Source organism: Aurantiacibacter odishensis, from assembly GCF_003605195.1.
Lineage (GTDB): Bacteria > Pseudomonadota > Alphaproteobacteria > Sphingomonadales > Sphingomonadaceae > Alteraurantiacibacter > Alteraurantiacibacter odishensis.
The window spans coordinates 45,354-60,466 of record NZ_QYOS01000017.1; the positions used below are offsets into that span (position 1 = coordinate 45,354).

At 62.4% G+C, this 15,113-nt stretch carries 15 protein-coding genes and 1 tRNA gene; 14 read left to right on the forward strand and 2 right to left on the reverse strand.

All coding sequences use genetic code 11. The annotated features are described in order from the left end of the window. Nucleotides 1-31: 31 nt before the first annotated feature. The 5 genes from rseP (at nucleotide 32) to rpmE (ending at nucleotide 5,498) form a co-directional block, all read left to right on the forward strand. Complete coding sequence (rseP, locus tag D4Q51_RS01030) at nucleotides 32-1,105, forward strand: RIP metalloprotease RseP (protein ID WP_120075854.1); 1,074 nt, start codon at nucleotides 32-34, stop codon at nucleotides 1,103-1,105. Nucleotides 1,106-1,370: 265 nt separating this feature from the next. After that, complete coding sequence (gene bamA, locus D4Q51_RS01035; RefSeq protein ID WP_240624508.1) at nucleotides 1,371-4,019, forward strand: outer membrane protein assembly factor BamA; 2,649 nt, start codon at nucleotides 1,371-1,373, stop codon at nucleotides 4,017-4,019. Next, a complete protein-coding gene (locus tag D4Q51_RS01040; protein ID WP_120075693.1) occupies nucleotides 4,019-4,690 on the forward strand; it encodes an OmpH family outer membrane protein in 672 nt (223 codons plus the stop codon). Before bamA ends, D4Q51_RS01040 begins: the two co-directional genes overlap by 1 nt. 24 nt (nucleotides 4,691-4,714) lie before the next feature. Beyond that, a complete protein-coding gene (gene fabZ / locus D4Q51_RS01045; RefSeq protein ID WP_120075695.1) occupies nucleotides 4,715-5,170 on the forward strand; it encodes a 3-hydroxyacyl-ACP dehydratase FabZ in 456 nt (151 codons plus the stop codon). A gap of 100 nt (nucleotides 5,171-5,270) precedes the next feature. Next, complete coding sequence (gene rpmE, locus D4Q51_RS01050) at nucleotides 5,271-5,498, forward strand: 50S ribosomal protein L31 (protein ID WP_120075697.1); 228 nt, start codon at nucleotides 5,271-5,273, stop codon at nucleotides 5,496-5,498. A 67-nt stretch (nucleotides 5,499-5,565) separates the two neighbouring features. Here the strand turns inward: rpmE and D4Q51_RS01055 are convergent, their stop codons facing one another. Next, entirely contained in the window at nucleotides 5,566-5,979 is a 414-nt protein-coding gene (locus tag D4Q51_RS01055; protein WP_120075699.1) for a GFA family protein, read from the reverse strand. Between the two features lie 4 nt (nucleotides 5,980-5,983). Next, nucleotides 5,984-6,616 (reverse strand): prolyl hydroxylase family protein, encoded by a 633-nt coding sequence (locus D4Q51_RS01060; RefSeq protein ID WP_120075701.1) that lies wholly within the window; start codon nucleotides 6,614-6,616, stop codon nucleotides 5,984-5,986. A 196-nt stretch (nucleotides 6,617-6,812) separates the two neighbouring features. Between D4Q51_RS01060 and D4Q51_RS01065 the strand changes: the two genes are divergently transcribed. The 9 genes from D4Q51_RS01065 (at nucleotide 6,813) to D4Q51_RS01105 (ending at nucleotide 15,055) form a co-directional block, all read left to right on the forward strand. After that, nucleotides 6,813-6,889, forward strand: a tRNA-His gene (locus tag D4Q51_RS01065). A gap of 50 nt (nucleotides 6,890-6,939) precedes the next feature. Continuing rightward, a complete protein-coding gene (locus tag D4Q51_RS01070; protein ID WP_120075703.1) occupies nucleotides 6,940-8,001 on the forward strand; it encodes a Leu/Phe/Val dehydrogenase in 1,062 nt (353 codons plus the stop codon). A gap of 111 nt (nucleotides 8,002-8,112) precedes the next feature. Continuing rightward, nucleotides 8,113-8,847, forward strand: a complete 735-nt coding sequence (ccmC, locus tag D4Q51_RS01075) for a heme ABC transporter permease CcmC (protein ID WP_120075705.1) — start codon at nucleotides 8,113-8,115, stop codon at nucleotides 8,845-8,847. 133 nt (nucleotides 8,848-8,980) lie between these two features. Then, nucleotides 8,981-9,454 carry a cytochrome c maturation protein CcmE gene (gene ccmE / locus D4Q51_RS01080; protein WP_120075707.1) on the forward strand — a complete coding sequence of 158 codons (474 nt, stop codon included), beginning with the start codon at nucleotides 8,981-8,983 and terminating at the stop codon, nucleotides 9,452-9,454. Continuing rightward, nucleotides 9,451-11,418 carry a heme lyase CcmF/NrfE family subunit gene (locus D4Q51_RS01085; protein WP_120075708.1) on the forward strand — a complete coding sequence of 656 codons (1,968 nt, stop codon included), beginning with the start codon at nucleotides 9,451-9,453 and terminating at the stop codon, nucleotides 11,416-11,418. The genes ccmE and D4Q51_RS01085 overlap by 4 nt, the downstream gene beginning before the upstream one ends. Next, nucleotides 11,415-11,951, forward strand: coding sequence for a redoxin family protein (locus D4Q51_RS01090; RefSeq protein WP_120075710.1), 537 nt, complete (start codon nucleotides 11,415-11,417; stop codon nucleotides 11,949-11,951). The genes D4Q51_RS01085 and D4Q51_RS01090 overlap by 4 nt, the downstream gene beginning before the upstream one ends. Continuing rightward, nucleotides 11,951-12,385, forward strand: a complete 435-nt coding sequence (locus tag D4Q51_RS01095; RefSeq protein ID WP_120075712.1) for a cytochrome c-type biogenesis protein — start codon at nucleotides 11,951-11,953, stop codon at nucleotides 12,383-12,385. Before D4Q51_RS01090 ends, D4Q51_RS01095 begins: the two co-directional genes overlap by 1 nt. Next, nucleotides 12,382-13,071 carry a tetratricopeptide repeat protein gene (locus D4Q51_RS01100; protein WP_120075714.1) on the forward strand — a complete coding sequence of 230 codons (690 nt, stop codon included), beginning with the start codon at nucleotides 12,382-12,384 and terminating at the stop codon, nucleotides 13,069-13,071. The genes D4Q51_RS01095 and D4Q51_RS01100 overlap by 4 nt, the downstream gene beginning before the upstream one ends. Before the next feature lie 91 nt (nucleotides 13,072-13,162). Beyond that, the gene (locus tag D4Q51_RS01105; protein ID WP_120075716.1) at nucleotides 13,163-15,055 is read left to right on the forward strand and encodes a potassium transporter Kup; all 1,893 of its coding nucleotides are present in this window, start codon (nucleotides 13,163-13,165) and stop codon (nucleotides 15,053-15,055) included. Nucleotides 15,056-15,113 lie beyond the last annotated feature (58 nt).

The window sequence follows — 15,113 nt, forward strand, 5'->3', positions numbered from 1 at the left end:
GTTCTGGGTCTACATCGTCGGCTTCCTGCTGATGCTTGGCCCGCTGGTCGTGCTGCACGAACTTGGCCACTACCTCGTCGGCCGCTGGTTCGGCGTCGGGGCAGAAGCGTTCTCCGTCGGCTTCGGCAAGGAAATTGCCGGTTATACCGACAAGCGGGGCACTCGCTGGAAGCTCTCTGCGCTGCCACTGGGCGGTTACGTACAGTTCCAGGGCGACATGAACCCGGCCAGCCAACCCGACCCGGACCAACCCGCGCGCGAAGGCGACTTCCAGAACGCGCCGCTTTGGCAACGGGCGTTGATCGTTGCTGCCGGGCCGGTAGCGAACGTTATTGTCGCCATAGCTATCTTCAGCGCCTTCTTCATGATCTTCGGCCAGCCGGTAACCGGCAATGCCGAGCAGGAAAACGTCATCGCGGAATTCGCCGAGAATTCACCGGCGCAGGAAGCCGGCATTGAAGTCGGTGACCGGATCGTTGCCATTGAAGGCGAGGAAAGGGCGACTTTCCGCGAGGTGCAGCAGGCGATCTGGCTCTATCCGAACGAGGAACTGGACGTCACCGTCGAGCGCGATGGCTCGCGCATCACCATTCCTGTCACAACGCGCGCGGAAGAGATCACCGACCAGTTCGGCAACGCCTCTGTCATTGGCCTGATCGGCGTGCAGGGTCAGCCTGCCGAGCGTGTTTTCGAAACAGTCGGTCCCATCGCCGCTATCGGTCTCGCCTGGCAGCAATGCGTCGAAACGGTCGACATGATGCTGGTGGGGATCAAGCAGATCATCGTCGGCGACCGCTCCGTTCAGGAGCTTGGCGGCCCGATCACGATTGCCAAGGTTTCGGGTGAGCAACTGAGCCTCGGGTGGCTCGAGTTCACCAGCTTTGCCGCTTTGATTTCACTTAATTTGGCATTCATCAACCTGCTGCCAATCCCCGCTCTCGACGGTGGGCACCTGGCTTTCTACGCGGTCGAGGCGATCCGTCGCAAGCCAGCCAGCCCGCGCAGTCAGGAACTGGCGTTCCGTACCGGCATGGCTCTCGTGCTGGCCTTGATGCTGTTCGTGACCGTCATCGATATTGCCAAATTGCCGATTTTCGGCAGCTAGGTATCGCGAGGCCCCTAGGTGGGCCGAAGTGGGGATAGAAAGGCACTTATCGCGCGAAACGGGGCAACTTCGCTTGATTGCCAGACTGGCATCGGGCAAGGGCGCTGTTCGCGACTGAGGCAGGTTACTGATGCTCGCAGGGGGTGGGCAAAGCAGTTTCCAGCCTCGCCGATGCGATAGTGTCGACAAGAGTGGACGGATAATGGGTTCCAAGGCCAGGACGATAATTTCCCAGCATTACGCGGCGGCCCTGTTGGGTTGCACCATGCTTGCAGGCATGCCCGCGCAGGCGCTGGCACAGGACGGCGATGCGCCCGAAGCGCAGGAGCCCGCTACGGCGCAGGAAGAGCAGGCAACGCCGGCTCCAACTCCGGCACCTGTGCAGCAGGAGCAGGGCGAGATCATCCGCTCTATCGCTGTCGCAGGGGCCCAGCGTCTGGAGCCGGAGACGATCGTTTCCTATATCCAGCTTCGCCCCGGCGACCGTTACACCCCGGCCGCGGCTGACGAGGCGCTGCTGTCGCTATCGCGCACCGAGCTTTTCTCCGACTTCCAGATCGCCTTCAACGAAGACACCGGCGCGGTGGTGATCACGGTCGAGGAAAACCCGATCATCAACCGCATCATCCTGGAGGGCAACCGCCGGATTGATAACGACGAGATCCTGCCCGAGATCAATCTCTCGCCGCGCCAGATATTCACTCGCAGCCGCGTGCGCGCCGACGTTGCCCGCATTATCGAGCTGTACAAGCGCCAGGGCCGCTTCGCCGCAACGGTCGAGCCGCAGATGGTCATGCTCGACCAGAACCGCGTGGACGTGATCTTCGAGATTTCCGAAGGTCCCAAGTCCAAGGTCCGCCAGATCAACATCATCGGCAACGAGGTGTTCTCCGACGGGGACCTGCGGGACGAGATGGTGACGCGCGAGGACAGTCTCTTCGCCATATTCAGTTCGAACACCAGTTACGATCCCGATCGCCTGGCGTTCGACCAGCAGAAGTTGCGCCAGTTCTACCTGACTGAAGGCTACGCAGATTTCCGCGTCGTCTCCGCCGTGGCAGAGCTGACGCCGGACAAGCGCGACTTCATCATCACCTACGTGGTCGAAGAAGGTGAACGCTATAAGTTCGGCGACGTCGAAGTCGTCAGTCAGCTGCGCGATTTCTCTTCAGAGCGGCTTTCGTCCGGTCTCAGCATGGAAGCGGGCGACTGGTATAACGCGGAGCTCGTCGACAACACGATAGAGGGCCTTCAGGAAACTGCCGGGGCGTTCGGTTATGCCTTCGCCGACGTGCGTCCGCGCATCACCCGCAATCCCGAAGATCGCACGATGGACGTGACTTTCACCGTGGCCGATGCGCCGCGCGTGTATGTCGAGGCGATCGAGATCAACGGCAACACGCTGACGCAGGACAAGGTGATCCGCCGCGAGTTCCGTATCGCGGAAGGCGACGCTTTCAGCTCGTTGCAGGTCGCGCGTTCGTCTGCCCGCATCAACTCACTGGGTTATTTCCAGGAGAATTTCGAAGTCGAGCAGGTCGAGGGTTCCAGTCCGGACCGTATCATCCTGCAGGCAAACGTGCAGGAAGAGCCGACTGGCGAACTGTCGCTGTCCGCCGGTTTTTCGTCGCTCGAGAGCTTCATCTTCAACGGTTCGATCCGGCAGAACAACTTCCGCGGGCGCGGCCAGACCATCGGTCTTGGTATCAACTATTCGCGCTATTCGCGTTCGGCCAACATCAGCTTCACCGAACCCAAGGTGTTCGACCGCGACATCGCACTGGGCTTCGATATCTACCGGCAGGATTACAACAACGGCTACTTCGACCGCGACAACGCGACCTATGAACAGGCCACCACCGGTATTTCGCTGCGCATGGGCGTGCCGCTTACAGAATACATGAGCCTGCTGGGCAGCTACACGCTGAATTACCAGGAAGTGACCGTGGCCGAGCAGCAGTTCTTTGCCGACTTTGACGGTGACGGCGTGGCGCAGTGCGAGCCGCTTCTTGCAGGCCGCTACCTGTGCGATGCGCTGGGTGACCGGTTGCAGTCGATCCTCGGTCTCACGCTCAACTACAGCACGCTCGACAGCCGTATCCGCCCGACACGCGGCGAGAACGTGCAGTTGCAGTTCCAGTTCGCCGGCCTTGGCGGTGACACCCGCTATTTCCGCACACGAGTGAACGCTTCGAAGTTCTGGCCGCTCGGCGCCGGTTTCATCGGTTCGCTGCGTCTTGAGGGCGGTTACATCAATGGCCTGGGCGACGACGTGCTGCTGACCGACCGTTTCTTCCTTGGTGAAGGACAGATTCGCGGCTTCGATATCCGCGGTGTCGGTCCGCGTGTCGTGCGCCAGTTCTACGAGCGTGACGAGGACGGCAACCAGGTGCTCATCCCGCTTGACGATCGCCGCAACCAGGATGATGCGCTAGGCGGCGAGGCCTATTATCTGGCCCGTGCCGAGATCGAGATTCCTCTCGGCTCCGGCGCGCGTGAACTGGGCCTGCGTCCGTCGATCTTCCTCGATGTCGGTTCCGTCTTCGGCGTCGACACGCCACAGCTGACACAAAGTCCGCTGCCCGATGGCCTGTTCATTCCGCAGCGGGATGGCGATGGCAACCTTCTTTATTCGCAGGCTACCCTTGGGGACAACGGCCAGGTGATCGCCCAGGAGATCGTAACGAACCCCGTGGCTCCCGATGGCCGCCTCAACGAACCTATCGGTCGCCAGTTGCCGCCGTTCTTCGAGGAATTCCTCGGCGATACCCCGTCGCCGCGCGTAACCGCCGGTATCGGCGTGAACTGGAACTCCCCCTTCGGTCCGTTCAGGATCGATGTAGCTTACGATGTGCTATCGGAGCGCGGGGACGAAACCAAAACCTTCTCCTTCAATGTAGGAACGCAATTCTAATGAATATTGTCACAAAATCGGCGCTTGGCGCCGTGCTTGCTGCCGCGAGCGTTGTTGCACCCGCGGTTGTCGCTCCGGCAGCAGCGCAGTCGAACGAGCGCGTCGCTTTCGTGAACGTCCAGGCCGTGGTGGTAAACTCCACTGCGTATCAGACCGCACAGACTCAGCGCCAGACAACCTATGCCGCGCAGTTGCAGCAGGCCGAAACCCGCCGCGCAGCGATTCAGGCGCAGCTCGATCCGTTGATCACCGCTTTCAACACCGCACGCCAGCAGCCGAATGCCGATCAGGCCGCGCTGCAGCAGCAGGCTGCACAGATCCAGCAGATCCAGCAGACCGGCCAGAACGAACTGCAGCAAATCCTTGCGCCTGTCGCCCTGAGCCAGGCCTATGTCGAAGAGCAGATTCGCGACCAGCTTGGGACTGCCATCCAGAATGCCGCGCGCGCGCAGGGCGTCACCCTCGTGATCTCGCCGGACACCATCCTGCACGCCGAAGCCAGCCACAACCTCAATGAAGCCACGCTGGCGCAGCTCAACTCGCTGCTCCCTTCGGCCCAGATCGTTCCGCCCGATGGCTGGCTGCCGGCTGAAATGCGTGCGCAGCAGGAAGCTGCCGCAGCGGCACAGGTTCAGGCCGGTGCCCAGCAGCCGGCAACGTCCGGACGCTAAGAAGCAAGCGGTAGGGGCAGGGCCATGAGCGAAACACCCGACTACGACGTCGTCAGGATCCTCAAGGCCCTGCCGCATCGCTACCCCATGCTGCTGGTCGACAAGGTCGACGAGCTGGTGAAGGGGGAGCGGATCAGCGCGACCAAGGCGGTGACCTTCAACGAGGGTTTCTTCCAGGGGCACTTCCCCGGTCGTCCGATCATGCCCGGCGTCCTGCAGATCGAGGCGCTGGCGCAGGCCGCCGGCATACTCGGGATCGAGACGCTCGATCTCGCCGACAGCGGCAAGCTCGTCTATTTCATGGCGATCGAAAACGCCAAGTTCCGCGCCCCGGTGCTGCCCGGTTGCCTGCTGAAGCTGGATGTCGCGTTCACACAGCAGCGCGCCAAGATCTGCAAGTTCGAGGGCAAGGCCAGCGTTGACGGCAAGGTGACCTGCGATGTCAGCTTTACCGCCATGATCGCAGACCCGCCCGAATAAGGTTGCTTTTGGCGCGATGTGCCGCTAGGCGCGCGCCTTTCCGATTATCCATCCATCTGCAGATCGGTCGGAACCGGTCGAACGCAAAGGAAACTATGCCATGAAGGCCGATACGCATCCCGATTACCACATGATCACGGTCAAGATGACCGATGGCACCGAATTCCAGACGCGCTCCACCTGGGGCAGCGAAGGCGATGTCATGAACCTCGAAATCGACCCGACCAGCCACCCGGCCTGGACTGGCGGCCCGCAGCGACTGCAGGACGGTGGCCGCGTTGCCCAGTTCAACAAGCGTTTCGGCGGTCTCTCGCTCAAGAAGAAGTAAGCTTTCTTCGCGAGATCGAAGCGAATTTGAGGAAAAGGGCGGTCCGCAAAGGCCGCCTTTTTTCGTTTCAGTCCACGAGGCGTTCAAAACGCATGGTGCCGATCCTGACCGACTTGCCGGTATCAACCGGATGCTTTTGGCCGTCGAACACCGGGACTTCGGCGAAATCGTAGATCGTCATGCCGTCGATGCAGGCAAGATTTACGCCGCACCTGTCCGGATCGGAGCGAGTCTGGTGGAACGGATGGATTCCGCATTTCGAGCAGAACCGGTGTTTCGCTTCACCTGTGCCGAATGTGTAAAGCGTAAGCGCGCTCTCTCCGTCGGTGATCTCCAAGGCAGACCGCGGCACATCCAGCATCACCACCCCCTTCATGGCGCAGATCGAGCAGTTGCAGCGCCGCACTCTCGGTTCTCCGGGTAGGTTCACCGTGAACCGCACTGTGCCGCAGTGACATCCGCCTTCGCGCTGCTCGCTCATCGAATCACCCCCACGGCCTTTCGCGATACCATTTGGTGATCACGTATTTTACGCCGCGACGCACTTTCATGCCGTGGTGCAGGGTGGCGGCGTTGCAGCTGCCGTCGGGCCGCTTGTTGTCCCAGCAAACCAGACGTCCGGTTTCGGGCTGGAAGGTCTTGCCGATCACCTTGAACCGGGTGCCGCCGCCAGCCTGCACTTCGTTCAGGTAGACCATGAAGGTCCACGTCCTGTTCCCCGCGACGCCGCAGTACTTCTGGAAATCGCCGCCCTGCGGCTCGAAATAGTCGGTGTGCGCCTTGAATTCCTGCCCTTCGGCGTAACGCTGGCCCTGCACGGGTTCGCCGTGGGCCGGGTCGATGCCGTTCAACTCGAACAGCTTGTGTTCCAGTTCCTTCACGGCAGGCTCGCCCGGATCGAGATCGCAGGTTTCGCTCGTTCGGAAGTAGTCGTCCCCATTCGCATCGGCGATGGTCGAGGGGCGGCGGTCCTTGTCGATCAGTTCGATGAGGCTTCCGCAAAGGTCCGGCGCAAGGAAGTTCGCCGCGGTCAGGAGGGTGAGGCGCGGGGTGGGCACGTGGCGCACCCGCTTGTCGCGCATAAGGAATTCAGCAGAGGTCGTCCCCGGAGTCGTCATGCCGGTGATTCTTAGGCGAGGGCGGGCAGCTTTCAAACCCGCGAAATTTTCTTGCGCATGTGGGCCAAAAGCGCACTTTTCACTTTGCAGGCGAGACGAATTGTGCAACAGGCTCGCGCCCGCGCCGAATGCGGGTTGACCGACCGGCGCAGACCCCTAACAGGCCGCCTCTCGGCATGTGTGCCTGGTTCTTGTGGCGATCGTAGCTCAGTTGGTTAGAGCGCCGGTTTGTGGTACCGGAGGTCGGGGGTTCGAGACCCCTCGATCGCCCCATTTTCTCAAGGGCTTGCTTGCCGTTCTTGTAACGAGAGAGGGCAAGGGCCATGCCGGCATTCTGGAGCGAACCCGACTGGGACGAACACGAGCGGGTCGAGGTAGTGCACGATCGCGCCAGTGGCCTTACCGCCATCATCGCACTTCATTCGACGCACCTTGGTCCGGCCGCAGGCGGTACCCGATTCTGGCATTACGACGAGCCGGCAAAGGCGATGCGCGATGCGCTGCGCCTGTCGCGCGGGATGAGCTACAAGAATGCCATGGCGGGCCTACCCATCGGTGGCGGCAAGGCCGTGGTGCTGCTCGACAAGGATGGCACGAAGACCGAGGCCATGCTCCACGCGTTCGGTGACGCGGTGGAAGCTCTGGGCGGTCGTTATGTTACGGCAGAAGACGTCGGCGCGAGCGAGGCGGACATGGTGGCGATCCACACCCGTACACAGCACGTTTGCGGTCTGCCTGCCGAAGACGGCGAGGCGGGCGGCGATCCCGGTCCGTTCACGGCGATGGGCATCTACCTCGGCATCAAGGCGGCTGTTGCGCACAAGTTGGGCAAGTCTTCCATGCAGGGCGTGCACGTGGCGGTGCAGGGCTGCGGATCGGTCGGCGGCGGCGTCGCCCGCCTGCTGGCGAATGACGGCGTGAATCTTACGCTCTCCGACATCGACCAGAATCGCGCCGCCGCCCTGGCGAGCGAACTGGGCGGAGAGTCCGTTTCCGCTGGCGATGTGATGAGCGTGTCGTGCGACGTTTTCAGCCCCAACGCTCTTGGCGCGATTATCGATGACGAAAGCATCGCCAAGCTGGATTGCGCAATTGTCGCGGGCGGTGCGAACAACCAGCTAGCGCGGCCTCACCATGGCCAGCAGTTGCACGATCGGGGCATTCTCTATGCGCCGGACTACGTGATCAACGCGGGCGGCATCATCAATGTCAGCTACGAATACCTCTGCCGCCGTGAAGGCAAGCCGTGCAATCTCGACGATGTGAACGCGCGGATTGGGCAGATTCCGGGTCGCCTGCGCGAGATCTGGAAGGAGAGCGATGCCAGCGGACGCCCCTCGAACGAGGTGGCCGATGCAATGGCGCAGAGGCTGATCGGGCGCTGAGCGGTAACTGATCGCGCGGGCGTACCAAATCCGGCAGAAACCTCCGGTTTTGCTTGTCCAAGCGGGCTGTCACTGTAAAAGGCACAGACAAAGAGTGACTTTGTCCGGAACATGCACGGCTTCGCCAATCCCACCCGCTTCCTGAAGATCGCCAAATGGCTCACCGTGCCCTTGCTGGTGAGCGGGCTGGTGCTCTCGCTCGGTGCCGTGCTGTGGGGGCTGACGCAGGTTCCGCCCGACCGCCTGATGGGTGAGACAGTGCGAATCCTTTTCGTGCATGTGCCTGCCGCCTGGCTGGGCATGGGCGGCTGGACGGCGATTGCCATTGCCAGCCTTATGGAACTTGTCTGGCGGCACCCGTTGGCGGCCATCGCGGCGCGCGCTGCTGCCGTGCCTGGCGCAGTCTTCACTGCAATCTGCCTTGCCACCGGCTCCATCTGGGGGCGCCCTACTTGGGGCACTTGGTGGGTCTGGGACGGGCGTCTCACGTCCATGCTCGTGCTGCTGTTCCTCTATTTCGGCTACATCGCCCTGTCCTCCTCGCTGGCGCGGGAAGGGCAATCCAGCCGCATCGCCGCGATCTTCGGACTGGTGGGCGCGATCAACATCCCGATCATCAACCGTTCAGTCGTATGGTGGAATAGCCTGCATCAGCCTCCCAGCATCACCATGGGCGAAAGTGCCATTGATCCAGTTTTCCTCTGGCCGCTATTGATCGCAACGCTAGGCTTCTCGCTGCTGTTCGGCGGTGTGGTGCTGGCGCGAATGCGGGCGATCCTGGCCGATGTCCAAGCCGATGCTCGCTTGCGACGCAAAGCCTTGCAGGCAGAGGAGCTATCCGCGTGAGAGAGAGCCTCGACCAATGGCTGTTCGTCTACGCGGCGCTGGGCGTGACGCTTGTTGGCATGCTAGCGCTGGTTATAACTAGCTGGCTCGCCATGCGCCGAGCGGAAAGGCGGCGTGAGGAGACGCGTAGGAAATGAGCGATAACGCTTCACGAGGGTTGAAGCCCAAGCACCAGCGCCTTGTGTTGGTGGTGATTGCCCTTGTCGCCATCGTCGGCGCCGGGTTCCTGGCGGCCTACGCGCTGAGCAACCAGGCGAGCTACTTCTACGTTCCTGCCGATATCGAGGCAGATCCACCCGAGGCAGGGCAGGCCATCCGCCTTGGCGGCATGGTGGAGAACGGCTCGATCAACACCGCCGCCGACGGTGTGACGGTGGAATTCGTTGTGCAGGACGGGCAGGCACGCGTTCCCGTCAGCTACACCGGCATCGTGCCTGCGCTGTTCGTGGAAGGGTCGGGCGTGGTCGCCGAAGGGGCGATGCGGGCCGATGGCGTCTTCATCGCCGATAACCTGCTGGCCAAGCACGACGAGAATTACATGCCGCGCGAACTTGAAGGCATGAGCAGCGCGGAGCTGCGCGAGGAACTGCAAGAGAGCATCGAATGATCGCCGAGATCGGCCTTGCTGCCCTGTGGCTTGCGGCTGCCCTCGCCGTGTTGCAGCTGATCGGCGGTTTCGTTGGCGCGCGTAACGAAAGCAGCGAGCTGACCGCCCTCGTGCGTCCCGCAGCGGTGTTGCAGGGCCTGCTTTGCGCCGTGTCATTCCTTGCGCTGGTCTATGCCTTTGCCGTCACCGACCTTTCGGTGAAGCTAGTCGCGACGCATTCCCATTCGATGAAGCCGATGGCGTTCAAGTTGTCGGGCGCATGGGCGAACCATGAAGGTTCCATGCTGCTGTGGATCGCCATCATGGCGTTTGCCGGTGGTTTGATTGCCTTTATCGAGCGCCGCTTGCCCGAAAAGACGATGATGGCGACGCTTGGCACGCAGGCATTCGTCGGCATCGGTTTCTATCTCTTCATCTTGCTGTCCTCGAACCCGTTCGAACGGCTTTCGCCCGTGCCGATGGAGGGCAATGGCCTCAATCCACTGTTGCAGGATATGGGCGTCTCCTTCCACCCGCCCACTCTGTACATCGGATACGTCGGGCTTTCGATCGCCTTCAGCTTCGCGCTTGGTGCATTGCTGACGCGCAATGTGACGCCCGAGTTCGCGCGCGTGATGCGTCCGTGGGTGCTGGGGGCCTGGATTTTCCTCACCATCGGCATCACCGCCGGGTCCTATTGGGCCTATTACGAGCTTGGCTGGGGTGGCTGGTGGTTCTGGGACCCGGTGGAGAATGCCTCGCTCATGCCATGGCTGGCGGCAACCGCGCTGCTGCATTCCGCCAGCGTGCTGGCCGCGCGCGATGCCTTGCGCACGTGGACGATCATGCTGGGCGTCGTCGCCTTTTCCATGAGCATGGTGGGCACGTTCCTCGTGCGTTCGGGCATTCTCACCTCGGTCCATGCCTTTGCCGTCGATCCGGAGCGCGGCAGTTTCATCCTGGCGCTACTGGCGTTGTATATTGGCGGGGCGCTGATTGTCTTTGCGCTGCGCGCCAACACCATCGCCGAAGGGGAGCGGTTCTCGCTGCTCAGCCGTGAAGGCGCGCTGGTGGTCAACAACGTCGCGCTTTCCGCCATTCTCGGCATCGTGCTGCTCGGTACGCTCTATCCGTTGCTGACCGAGGCTTTCGACGTGCGCGTGTCCGTGGGGCCGCCCTATTTCGACCCGGTGAGCGCGATCTTTTTCCTGCCGATGCTGGCGATCCTTGCTGTCGGCCCGCTGCTGCGCTGGCGAAAAGACAGTTTTGATCGGATCAGGTTGCCGGTGATTATCATATCCGTTGTGACTGTAGCCGTACTGGCGCTTGTGCTGGCGCTGTCGGATATTGGAGTCTTGCCGCTGCTCGGGATGGCGATGTCTGTCGGTGTTGCCGTGGCCAGTTTCATGCCGTTGCGTGGCCGTGCGATCCGCCGCGTGCCGCTGGCCGTGTGGGGCATGTGCATCGCGCACTTCGGCGTCGCCGTCGGTCTGTTCGGGATCGCCGCGGACACGGCCTACCAGAAGGAACGACTCGTCGCCGCCAGCCCCGGAGACACGGTGGACATCGGCCCCTGGGAAGCGACGCTGGCCTCGATCAGTCCCGTGGCCGGTCCGAACTGGACCGCTATGCAGGGGGACATCTTCGTGTCCTACGAAGGCGGACCCGCCACGGAAACCTTCCCGCAGGCCCGCAGCTTCTGGGCGCCGCAGGGCGAAACCAGCGAAGTGGCACTCGTCACGCGCTGGAACGGCCAGCTCTACGTGGCGCTCGGCAACATGGCCGAGGATGGGCGCTGGCAATTGCGGCTGTGGTGGAAGCCTTTCGTCACCTGGATCTGGTACGGCGGACTGCTGATCGCTCTTGGCGGTGCGCTGGCGCTGGTGGGCCGTGTGGTGGGCGACGTGCGCCGCCGGTCGGCTACGCAGCGCGGCGAGGAGCGCCGGGCCGAGGAAGCTGCCCTTGTCGCGGAGCCTGCCGAATGAAACGCTTGCGGTATTCACTTTGGATCATTGTCGGCATTGCCTCCGCGCTGTTCGGCCTGTTCGCTTACCAGTTGACCCAGCCGAAGGACGAGTTCGTCCAGTCCGCCATGGTGGGCGAGCCGATGCCGGACTTCGAACTCCCGCCAGCGGTTCCAGCCCGTCCGGGCCTTTCCCGCGCCGACCTTGCCGATGGAGAGGCAAAGCTTCTCAATGTTTTCGCTAGCTGGTGCATCCCGTGCGCGGCCGAAGCCCCGCAACTCGAAGCGCTGGAGCGCAGCGGGGCGAACATTGTCGCCGTCGCCATTCGTGACCGGCCTGAGGACGTCGAACGGTTCCTGTCGGTCTACGGCAATCCCTTCACCCGCATCGGGCGCGACGATATCTCCGAAGTCCAGCTTGCCATTGGTTCGAGCGGTGTGCCGGAAACTTTCGTGATCGATGGCGACGGCGTCATCACGTATCAGCACATTGGCGACATTCGCGAGAATGACGTGCCCAAGCTGCTCGAAGAATTGCGCAAGGCGCAGTCCTGATGCGTTGGCTTCTCCCCATCCTCGCCGCTTTCGCGCTGTTACAACCCGCTGCCGCGCAGGATCGGATGCCGCCCGCGCCCTATGCCTACACGCAGCTTGAAGACCCTGCCCTCGAGGAGCAGGCGCGCGAGTTGATGCACACGCTGCGCTGCCTGAAGTGCCAGAGCCAGTCGATTGCCGACAGCGATGCGCCGATGGCCGGCGACATGCGCCACCAGGTCCGCAGCCGTATCGCGGCCGGAGAGAGCCCTGATGAGGTCCGCAACTGGCTGGTCTCGCGTTACGGAGACTACGTGAGTTACGAGCCGCAGGTCAGTTCGACCACCTGGCCGCTGTTCGCTATTCCCATTGTATTGCTGCTGCTGGCCGGAACAGTGTTGCTGCGCCGGATCGGGCGGCCCACCGATACGGCGGACGAGGGCGAGAGCGCATGACCTGGCTAGCGGTGATCGCGCTTGCCGTGGCGACTTTCGCCATCGCTGCATTCGGCTTCGGCCTGTCTAAGGGATTGTGGACCAGTCTTGCCGCCGCACTCGGCTTCGGCTTGGCGGGATATGCCTTGCAAGCCAGCCCGGAAATGGCCGCCGCGCCGAAATCTGCCGTCGCCGACCAGGGGGAGCAGGAATTCGATATTGTGGAAGCACGGCGCGAGTTCGTCAGCCTGTCGGACCGGTCCGGCAGTCCCATGCTGGTTACGTCGGATGCCATGGCGCGGCGCGGTCGATATGCCGATGCCGCGCAGATGCTGGAGGGCGTGACGCGGCAGAACCCGCAGGATTTCGAAGCCTGGCTGGCGCAGGCGATTGCCCTTGCTGAACATGCCGACGGTAACCTGTCGCAAGCCTCGCTCTACGCATTTCAGCGCGCCGCGAATGTGAAACCCGAAAACCTCGCGCCCGGCTATTTCCTTGGGGTCTCGCTGATCCGGCAGGGACGGCTGATGGAAGCGCAACAGGTCTGGCGGGAAACGCTGGAGAATTCGCCGGAAGATGCCGAGGGCAGGGCCGGTGTGGCAGATCGCCTGGCTCGCCTCGATGTCATGTTGGGGGCGATGCAAGCAGGACAGATGACGATGCCACCGGCAGCCGGCCCCGCCGCTCCCGCACAGAGCGGCGATTAATGTTGCACTGCATCATGTTGCCGTGGGCGCGGACTGCTGCTAACGCGCCCGCTTCGCCGTTATAAACGGGTCACATGGGCTGAAAATCCATATGAGCGCTACCGGACAAGACCGGGATTCTGCCAAGCTAAAACTCGCCGCGGGTGCCATTGGCATCGTTTTCGGCGATATCGGCACGTCCCCGCTCTACGCTTTCCGCGAAACCTTCCGCGGCGCGCACAGCCTGCCGATCGACGATCTGCACGTGCTTGGCGTGGTCAGCCTGATCTTCTGGTCGATGACGCTCGTCGTGGCGATCCAGTACGTCACCATCCTGATGCGAGCGGACAACAACGGGCAGGGCGGCAGCCTCGCTCTCGTCGCGCTGCTTTCGCGCAATATCGGCAAGACCAGTTATGGCTGGCTGGTCGTGTTGCTCGGCGTTTTCGCGACGGCGCTGTTCTATGGCGACTCGATGATCACGCCCGCCATCTCGGTGCTCTCCGCAGTGGAGGGTCTGACGGTGGTAAACAACGAACTGGACCGGTGGGTCATTCCTATCGCGCTCGTATTGCTGGTTGGCCTGTTCGTGCTCCAAAAGCGCGGCACAGCCAAGGTCGGCGCGTTGTTTGCGCCGGTGATGATCCTGTATTTCACGACCATTGCGCTGCTCGGTATCGTGCAGATCTTCGACACACCGCAAATCCTGTGGGCGCTCAACCCCTGGTACGCGGTCCAGTTCTTTATCGTCGACAAGTGGTTCGCCTTCCTCGCTCTTGGCTCGGTCGTGCTGGCCGTGACGGGAGCGGAAGCATTGTATTCCGACATGGGCCATTTCGGGCGCGGTCCGATGAAGCTGTCGTGGTTCGGCTTCGTCATGCCCTGCCTGCTGATCAACTACTTCGGACAAGGCGCAATGATCATCGGCCTGCCCGACGCGGCGGCGGAAGAGGCGATCATGAGCCCGTTCTTCTTCCTCGCCCCCGAAGCCTACCGCCTGCCGCTGGTGATCCTGGCCACCTGCGCCACTTTCATCGCCAGCCAGGCGGTGATTTCCGGCGCGTTCTCGATCACGCACCAGGCCATTCAGCTTGGCTTCGTGCCGCGCCTCTCGATCCGGCATACGAGTGACGAGCATTCCGGCCAGATCTACATTCCCGTCATCAACTGGGCGCTGATGGTGGCCGTGATTCTGCTGGTCCTCACGTTCCAGAACTCGTCGAACCTGGCCAGTGCCTATGGTATCGCGGTGACGGGCGCAGTGACGATCGACACGCTGCTGATGGCTGTGCTGTTTATCGGCGTATGGAAATGGCCCAAGTGGCTTGCCATTCCGGTCGTGCTGCTGTTCCTTATCGTGGACGGCGCCTACTTCGCTGCCAACCTTACGAAGGTGCCGGACGGCGGGTGGTTCCCGCTGCTGGTGGGCGGTATCGCCTTCACTCTGCTGACAACGTGGGCGAAGGGTCGCCAACTCATGCGGCAGCGTATGACGGAGGCGGGCCTGCCGCTGGATATCTTCGCCAAGTCCGCCCGCGGCAGCACGGCGCGCGTGCCGGGCACGGCAATTTTCATGAATTCCGGCAGCAAGGGCACGCCATCGGCGCTGTTACACAACATCAAGCACAACAAGGTGCTGCACGAGCGGGTGATCGTGCTGACCGTCCTGATAGGGGATGTCCCCTATGTGCCCGAGGAAGAGCGATGTAGCATTGAGGAACTGGGCGACGGGTTCTTCCGTGTCATCCTGCATTACGGTTTCATGCAGGAGACCGATGTCCCGGCGGCGCTCAAGCGGCGCGAGATGTGCGGCGGCCCGTTCGACATGATGCAAACCAGTTTCTTCCTCAGTCGGCAAACGCTGCTTTCGGCGGACAATCCGGGCATGATGGTCTGGCGCGAGAAGCTGTTCGCCTGGATGATGCGCAATGCGGCAACGCCGATGGAGTTCTTCCGCCTGCCGACGAACCGCGTGGTGGAGCTGGGCAGCCAGGTCGAGATTTGACGGTTTGTCCGGTCTGACATAGCTTCCGGGCTTCGGCGCCGCTTCTCCGCTGCGCCGG

Bases quoted from the DNA above. Each gene is read 5' to 3' on its own strand.
- rseP (WP_120075854.1), top strand. From the start codon at position 32: ATGCTTGGCCCGCTGGTCGTGCTGCACGAACTTGGCCACTACCTCGTC.
- bamA (WP_240624508.1), top strand. From the start codon at position 1,371: ATGCTTGCAGGCATGCCCGCGCAGGCGCTGGCACAGGACGGCGATGCG.
- D4Q51_RS01040 (WP_120075693.1), top strand. From the start codon at position 4,019: ATGAATATTGTCACAAAATCGGCGCTTGGCGCCGTGCTTGCTGCCGCG.
- fabZ (WP_120075695.1), top strand. From the start codon at position 4,715: ATGAGCGAAACACCCGACTACGACGTCGTCAGGATCCTCAAGGCCCTG.
- rpmE (WP_120075697.1), top strand. From the start codon at position 5,271: ATGAAGGCCGATACGCATCCCGATTACCACATGATCACGGTCAAGATG.
- D4Q51_RS01055 (WP_120075699.1), bottom strand. From the start codon at position 5,979: ATGAGCGAGCAGCGCGAAGGCGGATGTCACTGCGGCACAGTGCGGTTC.
- D4Q51_RS01060 (WP_120075701.1), bottom strand. From the start codon at position 6,616: ATGACGACTCCGGGGACGACCTCTGCTGAATTCCTTATGCGCGACAAG.
- D4Q51_RS01070 (WP_120075703.1), top strand. From the start codon at position 6,940: ATGCCGGCATTCTGGAGCGAACCCGACTGGGACGAACACGAGCGGGTC.
- ccmC (WP_120075705.1), top strand. From the start codon at position 8,113: ATGCACGGCTTCGCCAATCCCACCCGCTTCCTGAAGATCGCCAAATGG.
- ccmE (WP_120075707.1), top strand. From the start codon at position 8,981: ATGAGCGATAACGCTTCACGAGGGTTGAAGCCCAAGCACCAGCGCCTT.
- D4Q51_RS01085 (WP_120075708.1), top strand. From the start codon at position 9,451: ATGATCGCCGAGATCGGCCTTGCTGCCCTGTGGCTTGCGGCTGCCCTC.
- D4Q51_RS01090 (WP_120075710.1), top strand. From the start codon at position 11,415: ATGAAACGCTTGCGGTATTCACTTTGGATCATTGTCGGCATTGCCTCC.
- D4Q51_RS01095 (WP_120075712.1), top strand. From the start codon at position 11,951: ATGCGTTGGCTTCTCCCCATCCTCGCCGCTTTCGCGCTGTTACAACCC.
- D4Q51_RS01100 (WP_120075714.1), top strand. From the start codon at position 12,382: ATGACCTGGCTAGCGGTGATCGCGCTTGCCGTGGCGACTTTCGCCATC.
- D4Q51_RS01105 (WP_120075716.1), top strand. From the start codon at position 13,163: ATGAGCGCTACCGGACAAGACCGGGATTCTGCCAAGCTAAAACTCGCC.